This window comes from Archangium violaceum, from assembly GCF_016887565.1.
Taxonomy (GTDB): Bacteria; Myxococcota; Myxococcia; order Myxococcales; family Myxococcaceae; genus Archangium; species Archangium violaceum_B.
This window is the reverse complement of sequence record NZ_CP069396.1, coordinates 9,399,680-9,416,468: the sequence shown is the minus strand read 5'-3', so window position 1 is coordinate 9,416,468 and position 16,789 is coordinate 9,399,680. Positions and strand designations below refer to the sequence as shown.

The window sequence follows — 16,789 nt, the reverse complement described above, 5'->3', positions numbered from 1 at the left end:
GAGCCGTGCCCCCGCGCACCCAGAGTGCGCGAGGTTCATGGGCCGAGGTCACCGTCCTCCTCCGGTGACCTCGGCCCGTTGTCTTTGGAGGGAGCATCTCGGCTAACCTCGCGGCGCGATGCTGAACGCGGCAACCCTCGAGCAGTGGAAGAAGAGGCTGGAAGCGATGCGCGCCGATCGCGCATTCATGAGCGAGTACGACCAGCGGGACGGCGAGCGCGTGAAGGTGCGCGAGGAGATCCGGTCGCTCATCGGAGACTTCCTCGGGGAGCGCATCGAGCTCGACAGGCTGCGAGCCGTCTTCGACATGAGGACGAGAGGGGAGTGGGACGTCTTCGGGCTCAAGGGGCTGTCCGGGGCGATGTTCCTGAATACCCTTTTGAAGCACCTGCCCGCGCAGTCGGCGGACATCACGGCGCGGCTGCGCGCGGTGCTGCCCGTGCCGAGGTCGGATGCGGATGCACGCGCGCGGATGCAGGCATTCCACGACCGGCTGGTGGAGCACATCGACATGGGTGTGACGACGCGCCGGAACGTGCAGCCGTCACGGGTGCCGTTCTTCGTGAGCGCCATCTGGCACCAGGAAGCGCCGGAGACCTGGCCCGCCTACTACGAGTCGATGCGCAAGCGGCTGGCGGAGGAGGGGCTCTTCGAGAAGACCGAGGACCCTGTCGCCTCGTATTTCCGCTTCGTGGAGGTGGTGCGGGAGCTCCAGGCGGCGCTCGGGGTGGGGGCCTGGGATCTGGAGCGCCTCTGCGTGTGGGGGGTGGAGTCACCGGGGTCCATCGAGACGGGGGCCAATGGGACCGAGGAGCCCCCTGCTCCCACCCAGCGTGCGTGGCTCATCGCCTGCGGCCGTGGCGCCGAGTACTGGGAGGAGTTCCAGGACAAGGGCATCATCGCCATTGGTATCAGCGGGCTGGGAGACCTGAGCAGGTTCAGCAGCCATGACGAGGTGCGGGCCGCGCTCCGGCAGAGCCGGAATGATGGCAGCGATCCCATCCAGGACGCGCTCGCCGCCTGGGAATTCGCCCACGAGATGAAGCCCGGTGATCTGGTCTTCGTGAAGCAGGGCCGCTCGCTCATCGTGGGCTACGGTGTCGTGGAGTCCGGCTACACCTACGACGCTTCCCGCTCCGGCTACCCCAACGTGCGCCGTGTGAAGTGGCTGTGGACCGGTGAGGAGACACCTCGGGAGCTGCTCGTCACCAAGACACTCACGGAGATCACCCACCATCCGCGCCTCCTGCCCCAACTCAAGGCGGCCGTGGGGGCCAAGGGCCCGGATGGCCGCCCCGGGACGGATGACTCCTCCTCGAACGTCTCCAAGCCGAAGCCGCCCTACACTCTCGATGAGGCCACGGCCGAGCTCTTCCGCTCCCGCGAGGACCTCGAGCACCTCATCGGGCTCGTGCGCCACCGCAAGAACGTGGTGCTCCAGGGCCCTCCCGGCGTGGGCAAGACGTTCCTTGCCTCGCGGCTGGCGGATCTGCTCGTCGGGCGGCGCGACCCCGAGCACGTCTGCTTCGTCCAATTCCACCCGTCCTATGCCTACGAGGACTTCGTCCAGGGTTACCGTCCCGCGAAGGGCGGGGGCTTCGAACTGCGAGATGGTCCGTTCCTGCGCTTCTGCGATCGAGCGCTGCAGGACAAGGACGACACCTATGTCCTCATCATCGACGAGATCAACCGGGGCAACCTCGGCAAGGTGCTCGGTGAGTTGATGATGCTCATCGAGCAGGACAAGAGGGAGCCGCGCTGGGCCACCTCGCTGGCCTACGCGGACGAGAAGGAGGAGCCCTTCTACGTTCCCCCCAACCTGCACATCATCGGCACGATGAACACGGCCGACCGCTCGCTGGCCATGGTGGACTACGCGTTGCGGCGGCGCTTCGCCTTCGTGGATGTCGAGCCCGCGCTGGACGATCCCTCCTTCCAACGGCTGCTCACGTCCCGGGGCGCGCCAGCCGCCCTCATCGAGCGCATCCGCAACCGCGTGAAGAAGGTGAACGAGCTCATCAAGAAGGACGACGGCCTCGGCAAGGGCTTCCTCGTGGGGCACAGCTACTTCTGCGGCCCTCCCATCGGTGGGACCTGCGACGATGACTGGTATCAGCGCATCGTCGATTACGAGCTGGAACCGCTGCTGCGTGAGTATTGGTTCGATCGGCCCAGGCGCGCCATGGAGGCCACGGCGCTGCTCCTCGAGGACTGAGGCGTCGTGGTTCCCGTCCGCAACGTCTACTACCTGCTCTGCTACGCCTGGGATCACGCCGACATGGCCCCGCTCGCCGACGTGGGCGGGCTGGATGTCGGGCCGCTCCAGGACCTGCTGGCTCACGTGCTCGTCTCGGGCGTGGCGGGCCTGCTGCGCCGGGGCCTGGATCGTGCGTACGTGGAGCACGAGGAGGCCTTGCGCTCGCCACGTGGCAGGCTCGACGTGTCCGTGACGCTCAAGCGCAACCTCGAGCGCTCCAGCCGCGCCGTCTGCCGGTACGACGAGCTCAGCCACGACGTCCTGCACAACCGGTTGTTGCGGGCGACGATGCTCCGCCTGGCCTCGGCGGGTGTCGCTCCCCATCTCGCGCGCGAGCTGACGAACGCCGCCCGGCGCATGCGCGAGGTGTCACCCATCGAGCCCGTGCCGGCCCTCTTCCGGCGCGTGCAACTCCATCGCAACAACGCGCACTACGGCTTCCTGCTCCACACGTGCGAGCTGGCGATGCGTTTCCTCGTCCCGGAGCAGCATGGGCAGGGCTTTCGCTTCGTCGACTTCCGTGCGGACGAGCGGGAGATGGGCGCGCTGTTCGAGGCGTTCGTTCGCAACTTCCTCAAGCGGGAGCAGGACCACTTCCGGGTGGGGGGAGAAGTCATCCGCTGGGCCGCCGAGCCGGTTCTGCCCGGCGCCGAGGCCCTCCTGCCCAGCATGCGCACGGACATCTCGCTCGTCGCTCCGGGGCACAAGGTCATCCTCGACGCGAAGTTCTACACGCGCCCGCTGCGCACCGGCCGCGACGGGCGCAAGAAGCTGCGCGAGGAGCACCTCTACCAGGTGTTCGCCTACCTCAAGAACCTGGAGGCTCGCGGCCATGGCGCCGCTGACACCGGGGTCTTGCTGTATGCCACCAGCGGCGAGCGCTTCGACTACAGGTATCGGCTCGGCGGCCATGAGCTGCGGGCCTGTTCCCTGGACCTGGACCAGCCGTGGCCGGGCATCCGGGAGGACCTCCTGCGACTGGTCAGGGGAGTGTGACGTACCTCATAGGTGTAAGTAGTTCGCCTGCTCTAGCTTGAGCATCATGCCGTCTGAAGGGGGGATGCCGAGCCATGGACCGCGAGTCGCTCAAGGGGATGCAGAGCACGACCACCCTGGCACGTGGCGGTGCCGAGGCGGAGCGGGTTTCCGCGCATCCAGAATTTTACAGTGAGCGCGCGTTCTTCGCGGGGGATCTGGTCGCCCGGCGCTACCGGGTGGCGTGCTTCATCGCCAGTGGAGGGATGGGCGAGGTGTACGCGGCGGAGGATCTGTCGCTACACGAGCCCGTGGCGCTCAAGACCCTCCGGCCGGAGCTGGCCGCCATGCCGGAGGCGCTCCCGCGCTTCAAGCGTGAGCTTCGCCTGGCACGCCGTGTGACGCATCCCAATGTGTGCCGGGTCTTCGACCTCGGAGAGCACGAGGTCGAGTCGAATGCGGCGGGGGATTCGCCGGGGAGGATCGTCTTCCTCTCCATGGAGCTGCTCGCGGGGTGGACGCTCCACATGCACCTCCAGCGCCACGGGCGGATGTCACCGCGTCAGGTGTTGCTCCTGGCCGAACAGATGGCGGCGGCGCTGGATGCGGCGCATGCCGCGCGGATCATCCACCGCGACTTCAAGAGCAGCAATGTGATGTTGGTGCCCGCGGCCTCCCTGCCGGGTGGTCAGCGGGCGGTGGTGACCGACTTCGGCCTGGCCGGCGGGGAGGTCTTCGAAGGAGAGGCGTCCTCCTCCGGGGACGGTCCGATCATGGGAAGCCCGGCGTACATGTCCCCCGAGCAGGTGGAGGGCAGGCCGCTGTCTCCCGCCTCCGACATCTACTCCTTCGGGGTGGTGCTCTTCGAGATGGTGACGGGACGGCGGCCCTTCGTGGGGGACACGGAGACGTCCACCGCCCTGATGCGCCTGAGTGTGCCGCCTCCCTCGCCGCGCGAGCTGGTGCCGGAGCTGGAGCCCGTCTGGGAGGAGGTGCTCCTGCGCTGCCTGGCGCCACGGCCGTGTTCTCGTTTTGCCACCGCGTCCGAGGTAGTGGCCTCGCTGCGCGGTGGGGCACCGGTTCCGAAGCGGCGGAGCCGTTCGGGGTTGCCCTCGCTCTCCCCCATGAAGCGGGTGGCGAGCGCCGTGCGCATGGCGAGGGAGCGGTTGGGCGCGGGGCCGCGGCTCCCTGAGCAGTTCCAGGGCGGGCGTGGCGCGATGCCCACCGAGGCCGAGGCGGCGCGGCTCTACGCCGAGGGGCTCGTCGCCCTGCGGCACCATGACGCGGCGACCGCGGCCGAGCGGTTCGAGCGCGTGGTGGAGAGCGTCCCGGACTTCGCTCCCGCGCACTCGGCACTGGCCGCCGCTCGCCAGTATCTCCATCAAGAGGAGCCAGCCATGGAGGCCGCGCGCCGGGCGCTCGAGCTGGCCGGGCACTTGTCCCGGGAGGAGCGCCTCCTGGTGGCCGCCCGCAACCATGAGCTGCGGGCCGAGTGGGCACAGGCCATCGAGGCCTACCGGACGCTCTTCGAGTTCTTCCCCCGCAATGTGGAGTACGGCACCTCGCTGGTGCACGTGCTGGTGAACGTGGGGCAGTCGCGCGAGGCCCGGGCCACCCTGGACACGCTGCGGCAGCTCCCTCCTCCTCAGTGCGAGGATGCACGCATCGACCTGGCCGCGGCGGTGGCCGCGAGCGCCACCGCCGATTTCATGTCCTCCCGGCGCCATGCCGCGGCCGCCGTGTCCCGGGCGCTGAGGGAGGGCCAGGGGCAGCTCGCCGCGTCCGCGCTCATCATCCAGGCGTATGCCGCGCGCAACCTCGCGGAGCCTCGGAAGGCCATCGGGTTGCTGGAGGAGTCGGAGCAGCTGTTCCTGGAGGGCGGGGACTGGGGTGGCGTGGCGCGCGCGATGCACGTACGTGCCATGACGCTCATCGACATGGCTCGGCTGCGCGAGGCCGAGTACGTCATCGTCTCCGCCATCCGCGTGGCTCAGCGGCTCCAGGGCGCCTCGCTCGAGGCGGAGCTCCTCCTGAGCGCCGGTGTGTTGAACCGCCAGCTGGGCAATCTCACCGAGGCCCTGCTGCGGGGCCAGGGCGCACGGGAGCTGTTCCAGCTGCGCGGCCGGCTGCACGACGCGAGCAGCTGCGTCATCCTGGTGGGCTCGGTGCTGCGGTTGCTGGGGGAGCTGGACGAGTCCCGGTGCCTGCTAGAGGAGGGGATTCATGCGGCCCAGGTCACCTATGGGGATGACTACATGGAGGCCTGGGCCCGCCACGAGCTGGGCTTGCTCCTGATGGAACTGGGGGAGCTGGCGCGGGCGCGGCGGGAGCTGGAGCGCGCGCTGGAGCTGCGGCGGGCGCGGGGCCTGTGGGCCTTCGTGGCCGAGACGGAGCTCGCGCTGGCGAGCCTCGCCCTGGAGGAGGGCCGCCCGGAGGAGGCGCTCGTGGTGGCGGAGTGGGCGCTGGCCAGCCACGCGGCGTTGCGGAGCCCAGACCGGGAAGGGCTCTCGTACACGGTGAAGGCGCGGGCACTGCTGGCCCTGGGTGAGACCCTGGAGGCACGTGAGGCGCTGGCGCGGGCTCGGGCGCTCGCGTGTCACAGCGAGGACTTCTTCATCGAGGCGGAGCTCCTGCTCACCGAGGCGCTGCTGGTTCAGCGGGTGGGTGGTGGCTCGGAGCGGGAGGCGGTGGCACCGCGACTCCAATCACTCGCGGCGCGTGCGGCTCGCGCTGGCGCGCGACGGGTGGCGCTCGAGGCGCGGCTCGTCCTGGCGGTGCTGGGGTGTGGCGTGCAGGAGGGGGCCTTCTCGTGAAGGGAAATGTCCGGGTGGCGGACCACTGGCTGCGTGGATGTGGTCTCTCCAGATTCTGATTCCTTGATGATTCCGCCGGAAGGGAATGGATGACGCGAGAAGCCATTCATTTCCGAGAGGATGTCTTTTTTTAATTAGATTACTCTGTCGTCCCCTTCACGCCCTCCGCCGGTCTTCATGGCTCGCGTGGGCACCCAGGGGCCGAAAGAGAGGGAGGGACACGCATGAAGACGAGAACAAGAGGCTGGAAGTGGGGACGCACGAGCGTTCCAGGTGCCTTGAAGGGCTCGGCGGTGGTTGCGCTGGCCGCGCTGTCTGCCTGCAGTGAGGTGCGCAACGACGAGCAGTCGGGGCAGACGCCGCAGTCCGTGGCGGCGATCAACGGCGTCGCGGCCGATCAGAGCCCGACGCCCATCGCCACCCCTGAGCCCACCGTGGACGGCACGGCCCCTGTCCCCAGCGAGCCCGCCGCGCCAGTGGTCCCCAGCGCGCCAGTGGTCCCCAGCGCGCCCGCCGCCGCCAGCCTTCAGGTGGCGCAGCAGTGGGCGTGGACGGGCAGCGAGACGCTGTCCGCGTACAAGCAGGTGATGATGCAGCCGGTGGTGGTGGACGTGAACCGGGACGGCAGCCCCGACATCGTCTTCACCGCCTTCGACGGCGACTTCTACAACGCGAAGGCCCGGGCGGGAGAGAACGCCAACGTCAATGGCGTGCTCCGGGCCATCAGCGGCAAGACCGGGGCCGAGCTGTGGGCCGTGGCGAACGCGGAGTACCGGGTGAAGCCGGCCGCCAGCATCGCCGCCGGTGACATCGACGGCGACGGCGCGGTGGAGATCTGCGGCATTCCGGAGAACGGCCGCGGCATCATCTGCTTCGAGAACGATGGCGCCTTCAAGTTCCGCTCTGCCCCGGATGCGTACGACTACAACGAGTGGGGCGGCCCCTCTCTGGCGGACCTGGACGGCGATGGCAAGGTGGAGATCCTCGACGGCAACCGCGTCTACACCAACACCGGCGCGCTGAAGTGGGTGGGCTCGCAGGGCATGGATGGCGCCCTGTACACCGGCCCCGTCTCCTTCGCGGCGGACATCGACCAGGACGGCAAGCAGGAGGTCATCAATGGCCGCTCCGTCTACCGGTTCGATGGCTCGCTCAAGTGCACCAACACGCAGATCCTGGGCGGCTTCTCCGGCGTGGCCAACTTCGACGCCGACGCGGCCGGTGAGATCGTCGTGGCGGGCCATGGCCAGGTGAGCCTGCTCGACGACGACTGCACGCTCCTGTGGACCCGGGACGTCCACTACACGGATCCCGGCCAGTCCTTCCCCACCAACCGTGGCCACGGTGGCGCGCCCAACATCGCGGACTTCGATGGTGACGGGCAGCTGGAGATCGGCCTGGCGGGCGACTGGAACTACACCGTCTACGGCACCGATGGCGCCGTGAAGTGGACCATCCCCATCCAGGAGTACAGCTCGGGCAAGACCACCTCCACCACCTTCGACTTCGAGGGCGATGGCAGGACCGAGGTCATCTACGCCGACGAGCTCCGCGTGCGCATCCTCGACGGTGTGACGGGTGGGCTGCGTTGGGAGACGACGCACAGCTCCGGCACCACGCACGAGTTCCCCATCGTCGCGGACGTGGATGGCGACGGCGCCGCGGAGATCGTCGTGGCGGAGAACAACCATGCGGCGCCGGGCTTCAACGGCATCCGCGTGTTCGGCGATCCGCAGGATGGCTGGGTGGGCACGCGCCGTATCTGGAACCAGCACGCGTACGCGGTGACGAACGTCAACGACGACGGCACCATCCCCGCCCGCCCGGCGACCAACTGGCTCACCCCGGGCCTCAACAACTTCCGCTCCAACGCCCCGGGCACGCGCGCGGGCGTCTGCCAGGTGAAGGGGACGTGGAAGGCCACGGGCAGCCTCGCGCTGGGGCGGATCCATCACACGACCACGCTGCTCAAGGGCGGCCTCCAGGTGCTGACGGCGGGCGGCTTCAACACCACCTCCGAGCTGTATGACGTTGCCACCGGAACCTGGAAGCGCACCGGCGACACGCTGGCCACGCACCGCTACCACACGATGACGCTGCTGCAGGATGGGCGGGTGCTGATCGCCGGCGGCGGGGCGTGCGCCATCAGCGGCGCCTCCTCCGAGCTGTACTACCCGGACCTCGGCCGCTGGAAGACCACTGGCAGCCTGGTGGTGTTCCGCTCGCATCACACGGCCACGCTGCTGCCCAATGGCAAGGTGCTGGTGACGGGTGGCGAGAGCGCCTCCGGCGTCGCGCTGTCCTCGGTGGAGCTGTACGACCCGGCCACGGGCACCTGGTCGCTCGCCGGCAACATGGGCGGGGCCCGTCGTGACCACACGGCCACGCTGCTGCCCAATGGCAGGGTGCTGGTGGCGGGCGGCGGCGATGACGCGAGCGAGCTGCTGACCTCCGCGGAGCTGTACGATCCCGAGAGCGGCACCTGGACGCCGGTGGGCGCCCTGGGCACGCCGCGCCGCTTCCACTCGGCCACGCTGCTGCCCAACGGCAAGGTGCTGGCGGCGGGTGGTGGCAGCTGGGACATCGCCAGCGGCTCCTCGGCCGAGCTGTATGACCCGGCCACGGGCCGCTGGACGGCCACGGGCAGCATGGTCACCCCGCGCCGCTTCCACACGGCCACGCTGCTGTCCAATGGCAAGCTGCTGGCGGTGGGCGGCTACCACCAGGCCACCGGCATCCTGACCGCGGCGGAGTTCTACGATCCGGCGACCGGCACTTGGTGCTCGGCGGGCAGCCTGAACGTGGACCGCTACGGCCACACGGCCACGCTGCTGCCCAACGGCCAGGTGCTGGCGACCGCGGGCGTCAGCAACACCGATCAGTCCTCCGCCGAGCTGTTCAGCCTCGGCGGCGGCGCGAAGTAGTCGCGGTTCCAAGCAGTAGAGGCCCCGGGCCGGCGCACCCTGCGCCGCGCCCGGGGCTTTGTGTTTCCGGGGCACGCGCTCCGGGCGAGAGCGAATAGACGGTCTCGATTCTTGAGAGCCGATTGACGCCCCGTGGGAGGGCGTGTGTTGGCATTGATTACCGGGACGTGGTAAATCATCACCCTCAGCGGCGAGTGGTGGGCGGGCGGCTCCGATTCTCGGAGGACGCTCGCGCAAGTGGAGCCTTCACCGGATTCCCCCGGTGAAGCCACGAACGAGGCGCACCTCGCTCGTCGCCCATGAGGGCAAATACATGAAGGAATCGGCGTACCGGCTGACCGGTATGCGCGCTCGCGGCCTGTCCGCGAGGGCGCTCGGTCTTGCGGGGCTCGTTGCGACGTTGGCGTGTGGGGGCTCGGGGAATGAGCCAGGGTCTGCGCGGTCCGAGGGCTCCCACGCGAGCTCATCCCTGCACAAGGTGCAGCTGGGCGCGGAGAAGGCGGCCGAGCTCGAGAAGCAGGGCGCCAGGGTCCTCGGGGACTACGGTTCCTTCAAGCTGTTGCAGGTGGATGACGCCACGCTCGAGTCGCTGTCGGCGGCGCCGGGGGTGGAGGTGCGGGACGACTACAACCGCATCTTGTTGAACGCGGGGGAGCTCGACACCACGTCCACGCGGGCGATGTCCCTGCGCGGGATGAAGAAGACGGTCGCCGGCAAGGGCCTCCACATCGTGCACTTCGCCGGCCCGGTGCGGCCCGAGTGGTACGAGGCGTTGAAGGCCACCGGAGTCAGGGTGGTGACGTACCTCCCCAACAACGCCTACCTCGTGTATGGCGACCCCGCCGCGATGGGGACACTGGAGCGTCACCTCACCGCGTCCCCTGCCATCCAGTGGGATGGCGAGTACCTGGACGAGTACAAGCTGTCCCCGTCCATCCAGACGGTCGTGACGCCCACCTACGCCATCCAGCTCGTCAAGGATGAGGAGACGAACGGCGCGACGCTGGAGCTCATCCGCTCGCTGCAATCCCGCGAGTCCATCATCCGGGAAGCGCTGGGCTACGTGAACGTGGTGGCCTGGCTGGACCGGAAGGCGCTCGATGAGGTGGTGCGGCGCCCGGACGTCGTGTCCATCCAGCCGCGTCCCCGGCCGAGGAAGTTCGACGAGCGCCAGGACATGATCCTCGCCGGGCAGATCTCCGGGACGGGTCCGACGGGACCGGGCTATCTGGCGTGGTTGGCCTCCAAGGGGTTCACCCAGGCGCAGTTCACCGCGTCCGGCTTCGGCGTGGACGTGAGCGACAGCGGACTCGACAACGGCACGTCGATGCCCAACCACTTCGGCCTGTACGCCAACGGGGACGTCACCGGCACCAGCCGCGTCGTCTACAGCCGCCTGGAGGGAACGGCGAACACCGGGAGCACCCTCCAGGGTTGCGACGGCCATGGCACTCTGAACACGCACATCGTCGCGGGCTACGCCAATCAGGCCGGGTCGCCCTACAGGGACTCGAGCGGCTTCTCCTACGGCCTGGGCGTGGCGCCCTTCGTGAAGGTGGGCGCGTCGGTGGTGTTCGATCCGGCGGATTTCACCGACCCCGACTACGCGAACCTGCAGTCGCGCGCGTACCGCGATGGCATGCGCATCAGCTCCAACAGCTGGGGCGCCGATTTCAACGAGTACGACGAGGATGCGCAGATCTACGACGCGCTGGTGCGCGATGCGCAGCCCACGGGCTCGGCGGAGGCCAACGCGGGCAACCAGGAGATGGTCATCGTCTTCGCGGCGGGTAACGCGGGCCCGAGCGCCAGCACGGTGGGCTCTCCGGGAACGGCGAAGAACGTCATCACCGTGGGGGCCTCGGAGAACGTGCAGCCCTTCGGCGGCATGGACAACTGCGAGACCCCGGATTCCGAGGCGAACAGCCTGTACGACGTGGCGTCCTTCTCCAGCCGCGGTCCCACCGCGGACGGCCGGAAGAAGCCGGACATCATGGCGCCCGGCACGCACGTCTCGGGTGGTGTGGCCCAGGTGGCGGGCCAGCGCGCCGCCACGCCGGCCAACCCCCTGGGCCAGGCGCTCTCCTGCTTCGACGGCGAGGGCGTGTGCGGCGGTCTCGAGCCCAGCAACTACTTCCCGGAGGGCCAGCAGTGGTACTCGGCCTCCTCGGGGACCAGCCACGCCACTCCCGCGGTGGCGGGGGCGGCGGCGCTGGTCCGCCAGTACTTCATCAACCAGGGCCGCACTCCGCCCAGCCCGGCGATGACGAAGGCCTTCCTGATGAGCTCGGCCCGCTACATGACGGGCACGGGGGCCGGCGACTCGCTCTACTCCAACAACCAGGGCACGGGCCTGATGGATCTCGGCACGGCGTTCGACAGCACCTCGCGCCTGCTGGATGACCAGAACCCGGCCAACCTCTTCGTCGCCACGGGCGAGACCCGGACCTTCACGGGCAAGGTGTTGGATTCGAGCAAGCCCTTCCGCGTGACGCTCGCGTGGACGGACGCGCCGGGCTCCACCGCCGCCAGCGCCTGGAAGAACGATCTGGACCTCACCGTGACGGTGGGCGCCAACACGTACAAGGGCAACGTCTTCTCGGGCGCCAACTCCGTGACCGGAGGCACCGCGGACAGCCGGAACAACGTGGAGAGCGTCTTCCTGCCGGCGGGCGCCAGCGGCCTCTTCTCCGTGACGGTGAAGGCGGCCAACATCAACTCGGACGGCGTGCCGAACAATTCCACGTCGTTGGATCAGGACTTCGCGCTCGTCATCTACAACATCTGCACGGACGCTCCCCCGGCGCCCACCGGCGTGACGGCCACCGCGAGTGGCGATGGCCGCATCGACGTCAGCTGGAGCCCCAATGGCGCGACCTCGTACAGCATCTACCGTGCCACCCGGGCCGGTGGTCCGTACACCCTGGCGGGCACCGCGGCGGCGCCGCCGTTCGTGGACACCGGCCTGTCGGGTGGCACGACCTACTCCTACGTGGTGCGCGGGGTCCTGTGCGCGGAGTCTCCCAACTCCAACGAGGCCTCGGCGGTGACCACGGGCCAGTGCACGCTGCCGCCCGGCTTCGAGGGGCTCGCCTCCGTCAACAATGGCGCCTCCAGCACCTGCGCCAACACCCTGACCTGGTCAGCGGCCACGCCCCTGTGCGGTGGCACACTCGGCTACTCGGTGTACCGGAGCACCACGCCGGGTTTCACCCCCTCGGCGGCCAACCGGATCGCCACCGGGCTGACTGGCACCACGTTCTCGGATGACCTGAACCTGTCGTCCGGCGGCACGTACTACTACGTGGTCCGCGCCACCGAGACGAGCACGGCCACCCTCCAGGAGACGAACCTGGTCCAGAAGTCGGCCAGGCCCACCGGCCCGGTCTTGTCGGGTGTCCGCTACTTCGATGACTTCGACACCAACAGGCCGGCCAATGCGTCCGCGTACTGGCTCCCGACGGCGCAGTCCGGCAACGCGAGCGCCATCAATCTCGTCTCCGGCTGCCACTACCAGTCGGCCACGAACGCGTACCGGATCGGCGCGGCCAATACGGCGTGTGGTGGCACCTACCCCGCCAGCCAACAGCTCACGCTGGTGCTGGGAGGCAACGGCTCGGTGTCCGGCATCAATGGTTTCGCCATCCCGGCCAATGCGGCCAGTCCCCAGATGACGTTCAACGTCTGGTACAACGTCGAGAACAAGTACGACGGCGCCTACCTCGTCTACAGCACCACGGGCGCGAGCGGGACCTGGACCCCGGTGTCCGACGCGGTGTCCTCGACGCAGCCGTACATCTCGGCGGGTGGCTACGACAATCCGCTCAACAGCAACACGAGCATCCGCGTCTGGACCAACCAGAGCACCAACGCCAATGGCTCGCTCAAGCAGGTCACCGTCAACCTGGGGGCGCTGGCGGGCCAGACGGTGTGGTTCGGGTTCCGCTTCTACAGCGGGTCGATCGAGCACTCCGAAGGCTTCTACGTGGATGACGTCCGCATCACGGCGGATCAGGTGGCCGCCTGCTCCACCCGGACGCCGCCGCCGGGACCCGCGGTCGGCTTCAAGATGACCGGGCTTCCTGCCTCCGTGGCGGTGGGCACGCAGTCCTCCGTCACCCTCTCCGCGGTGGACGCGGCGGGCGTGGTGAGCTCCAGCTACAGCGGGAGTGTGTCCCTCACCAGCACGGACTCCGCGGCGGTGCTGCCGTCCACCGCGACCTTCACCGGAGGCGTGGCGACCGTGCCCGTCACCTTCTTCACCCAGGGCACGCAGTCCCTCACCGCGACGGACCCGGCGAACCCGGGCATGAGCGTCAGTGCCAGCACCACCGTCACCTCCGCCGCCGCGACCCGGCTGGTCTTCTCAGTCCAGCCCTCCAACGCGGTGGCCGGTGCCTCCTTCTCCCCGGCGGTGAAGGTCGGCCTGGTGGATGCCTACGGCAACACGGTGACGACGGGCTCCAACAGCGTCACCCTCGTCATCGGCAACAACGCGGGCGGTGGCACGCTGTCCGGCACCGCGACGGTGAACATGACCAACGGTGTCGCCACCTTCAGCGGCCTGTCCATCAACAGGGTGGGTACCGGCTACACGCTGGTGGCCTCCTCCACCGGCCTCACCAGCGCCACCAGCTCGGTCTTCAACATCACCCCGGCCGCGGCGTCGAAGCTGGTTTTCGTGACCCAGCCCTCCAGCACCCCGGCGGGCTCGGCCATCACCCCGGCGGTGCGGGTGGCCATCGTGGACACGTATGGCAACGCGACCACCTCCTCGGCCAACGTCACCCTCGCGCTGGCCACCAATCCGGCGAGCGCCACGCTCAGTGGCACCACCACCGTGGCGGCCGTCAGTGGCGTGGCCACCTTCGGCAACCTGTCCCTCAACAAGCTGGGGACCGGGTTCACGCTGAGGGCCTCCGCGACGTCGCTCACCAGCGTGGTCAGCGGCGCGTTCGACGTGACGCCGGGCATTCCGTACCGGGCGGTCATCACCCGGCAGCCCACCAGTGTGCAGGCTGGCGCTCCCATCACCCCGGCCGTCCAGGTCACCCTCCATGACCAGTTCGGCAACGTGTCGACGCAGGCCACCACCCCGGTGGTGGTGTCGCTGGGCAACAACCCGAGCGGCGCCACCCTGGGCGGCACCACCACCGTCAACGCGGTGAATGGCGTGGCCACCTTCGATTCCCTGTCGCTGGGACGCGTGGGCTCCAACTACACCCTGGTGGCCGGTGCGAGCGGTCTCTACTCGGACACCAGCGTCGGCTTCGACGTGCGCGCGAGTGCTCCGGCCCGGCTCGTCTTCACCACTCCTCCTCCGGCCCGCCCGGGCGCGGGCGAGGCCTTCACGGTGAAGGTGGCGGTGTTGGATGACCAGGGCAACACGGTGACGTCGTCCAACGCGAGCATCACCCTGACCCTGAACGACAACCCCCGAGGCGGTGTGTTGAGTGGCACCACGACGGTGGCGGTGATCAACGGCGTGGCCACCTTCGGAGACCTGTCCGTCAACCGCATGGGCTCCGGTTACACGCTGAGCGCCACCTCGGACTCGCTGTCTGCCGTGACCAGCGCGGCGTTCGACGTCCAGGCCAGCACCGCGGTCCGGCTCTCCTTCAAGCAGGGCCCCGCTTCCACCACGGCGGGCGCCACGCTGGCTCCGGTCGAGGTGGAGATCCGTGACGTTTCCGGCAACCTGGTGTCGGCGACGAACACCATCTCCCTGACGTTGCAGGGAGGGCAGGGGGGCACGCTGGGTGGCACCCTCGAGGTGCCGGCGGTCGACGGCGTGGCGACGTTCAAGGATCTGCGCATCACCCGCGCGGCGGCGGGCTACCAGCTGACGGCGCACGCGGACGACATGCTGGATGTCACCAGCGCGGCGTTCGATGTGTCTCCGGGTGCGGCGGCGGCGCTGGCCTTCTCGGTCCAGCCCGGAGCCACCCAGGCCGGCGCGAAGGTCGGTCCGGCGGTCCGCGTGGCCATCGTGGATGCCTTCGGCAACGTCGTCACCAGCGCCACCGACTCCATCACCCTCACCCTGGGCGCCAACCCGGGGAAGAGTGTGCTGACGGGCACCACCACGGTGGCCGCGGTCAACGGTGTGGCCACCTTCGCGGATCTGTCGCTCGACCGCGCCGCCCGGGGCTACACGCTCCAGGCGAGCACGGAGGCGCTGTCCGCGGTGACGAGCGCGGCGTTCGACATCACCACCGGCGCTCCGGCGCGGCTGGTCTTCCGCGGCGCTCCGGGCCGGCTCGTGGCGGGCGCCTCGCTCGCTCCGATCGAGGTGGAGGTGCAGGACGCGCAAGGCAACGTGCTCTCCGACGGCTCGGTCCTGGTGTCGCTGAGCCTGGGCGCGAACCCGGCGGCCGGGACGCTGCTCGGCGCGGCTCCGGTGTCCGCGGTCAATGGCGTTGCCCGGTTCGAGGGGCTCTCCCTTCACAAGGCGGGCACCGGCTACACGCTGGTGGCGAGCGCCCAGGGCTTCGCGGGCGCGACGAGCGCGGCGTTCGAGGTGACGCCGGGCCCGGCGGCCAGCTACGCGCTGGCACTCCCCGCGAGCCTCACCGCGGGCCAGGAAGTCACCCTGTCCGCCACGGCGTATGACGCCTACGGCAACGTGGCCACCACCTACTCCGGCCCGGTCAAGGTGACGAGCTCGGATGCGGCGGCGGTCCTCCCGGCCAACGCGGCCTTCACGGACGGCGTGCTCGAGGGCCTGAAGGTGACGTTCCTGTCGACGGGCCTGAAGACGCTCACCCTGACGGATGCCGCGCAGGCCCACCTGACCGGCGCGGCGCAGACCAACGTCACGCCGTTCGCTCAGCCCACGGTGTCGGTAACGGAGCCGGCGGGCGGCACGGTGGTGTCCGGCGAGGTGCGGATCTCCGCCACGGGCGCGGTGGCCACTGGCACCACGCTGAGCCAGCTCTCCATCCTGGTCGATGGCGTGGTGATCGCCACCGGCACGGACGCGACGCTGACCACGACGTGGGACAGCTCCAAGGCGGTGGAGGGGTCGTCGCACACCGTGACGGCCGTCATCTCCGACAGCGCTGGCAACGTGGCGAGCTCCGCCCCGGTGGGCATCAGCGTGAAGAGTGGGAGCTGCGGCTGCGGCGCCACCTCGGGCACGGATGCGAGCATCTACCTGGGGCTGTTCGTGCTGGCCCGGCAGGTGCTCGTCCGGCGGCGCCGGGCGAAGGCGGCCTGAGGCGGGGCGCGGGGCGGACCGGGCGGGGGCTTCACCCGCCCGCCTGGTCGCCTCGGAGACGAGCAGGTAGATGAGGACGCGCTGGCGAGGGGCTCACTCCCGCCAGCGCGTTGTCTTTTCGGACAGGCGAGGAGGTTCGGCATGAGGTTCCGATTGGGCCGGTTGAGTGCGTGGGCAGTGGTAGGGCTGATGGCGGCGGGCGGAGCCTGGGGCGCGAGTGGCTCGAAGCTGAAACAGCGGGCCGACAAGCTCGCGAGCCAGGCGCGAGCCCTGGCGAACCCGCGAGGCTGCGAGCAGGTGGAGGAGTGCGCGGTGGCGGGGTTCGGCCACAAGGCCTGCGGCGGGCCTCGCGAGTACATCGGCTACTGCACGCGGACGACGGACGTGAAGGCGCTGCGCTCCAAGCTCGACGCGCTCGAGAAGGCCGAGCGGGCGTGGCAGCAGGAGGCGGGCATCAAGTCCAAGTGTGGTCTGACCCGCAAGCCAGTGCCCCGTTTCGAGGAAGGCATGTGCCTCGCCCGGTGAATCAGTTTGTTGTTGTCCACCGAGGAATGTTGCATCTACAACTTTTCCCGGGTCGCGACTGAAGACTCCCTCCACG

Annotated in this window: 6 protein-coding genes; all 6 read left to right on the top strand. The window is 69.3% G+C overall.

Going from position 1 to position 16,789, the window contains the following annotated elements; all coding sequences use genetic code 11:
- Positions 1-118: 118 nt before the first annotated feature.
- On the top strand, positions 119-2,215 hold the full coding sequence (locus JRI60_RS37515) for an AAA family ATPase (RefSeq protein WP_204220763.1): 2,097 nt from the start codon (positions 119-121) through the stop codon (positions 2,213-2,215).
- A gap of 6 nt (positions 2,216-2,221) precedes the next feature.
- Entirely contained in the window at positions 2,222-3,253 is a 1,032-nt protein-coding gene (locus JRI60_RS37510; RefSeq protein ID WP_204220749.1) for a 5-methylcytosine restriction system specificity protein McrC, read from the top strand.
- 74 nt (positions 3,254-3,327) lie between these two features.
- The gene (locus JRI60_RS37505; protein ID WP_204220747.1) at positions 3,328-6,045 is read left to right on the top strand and encodes a serine/threonine-protein kinase; all 2,718 of its coding nucleotides are present in this window, start codon (positions 3,328-3,330) and stop codon (positions 6,043-6,045) included.
- Between the two features lie 224 nt (positions 6,046-6,269).
- Positions 6,270-8,969 carry a kelch repeat-containing protein gene (locus JRI60_RS37500; protein ID WP_204220738.1) on the top strand — a complete coding sequence of 900 codons (2,700 nt, stop codon included), beginning with the start codon at positions 6,270-6,272 and terminating at the stop codon, positions 8,967-8,969.
- 313 nt (positions 8,970-9,282) lie between these two features.
- Positions 9,283-16,188, top strand: coding sequence for a S8 family serine peptidase (locus JRI60_RS37495; protein ID WP_239469950.1), 6,906 nt, complete (start codon positions 9,283-9,285; stop codon positions 16,186-16,188).
- A 141-nt stretch (positions 16,189-16,329) separates the two neighbouring features.
- Entirely contained in the window at positions 16,330-16,713 is a 384-nt protein-coding gene (locus tag JRI60_RS37490) for a hypothetical protein (protein WP_204220735.1), read from the top strand.
- Positions 16,714-16,789: the final 76 nt, after the last annotated feature.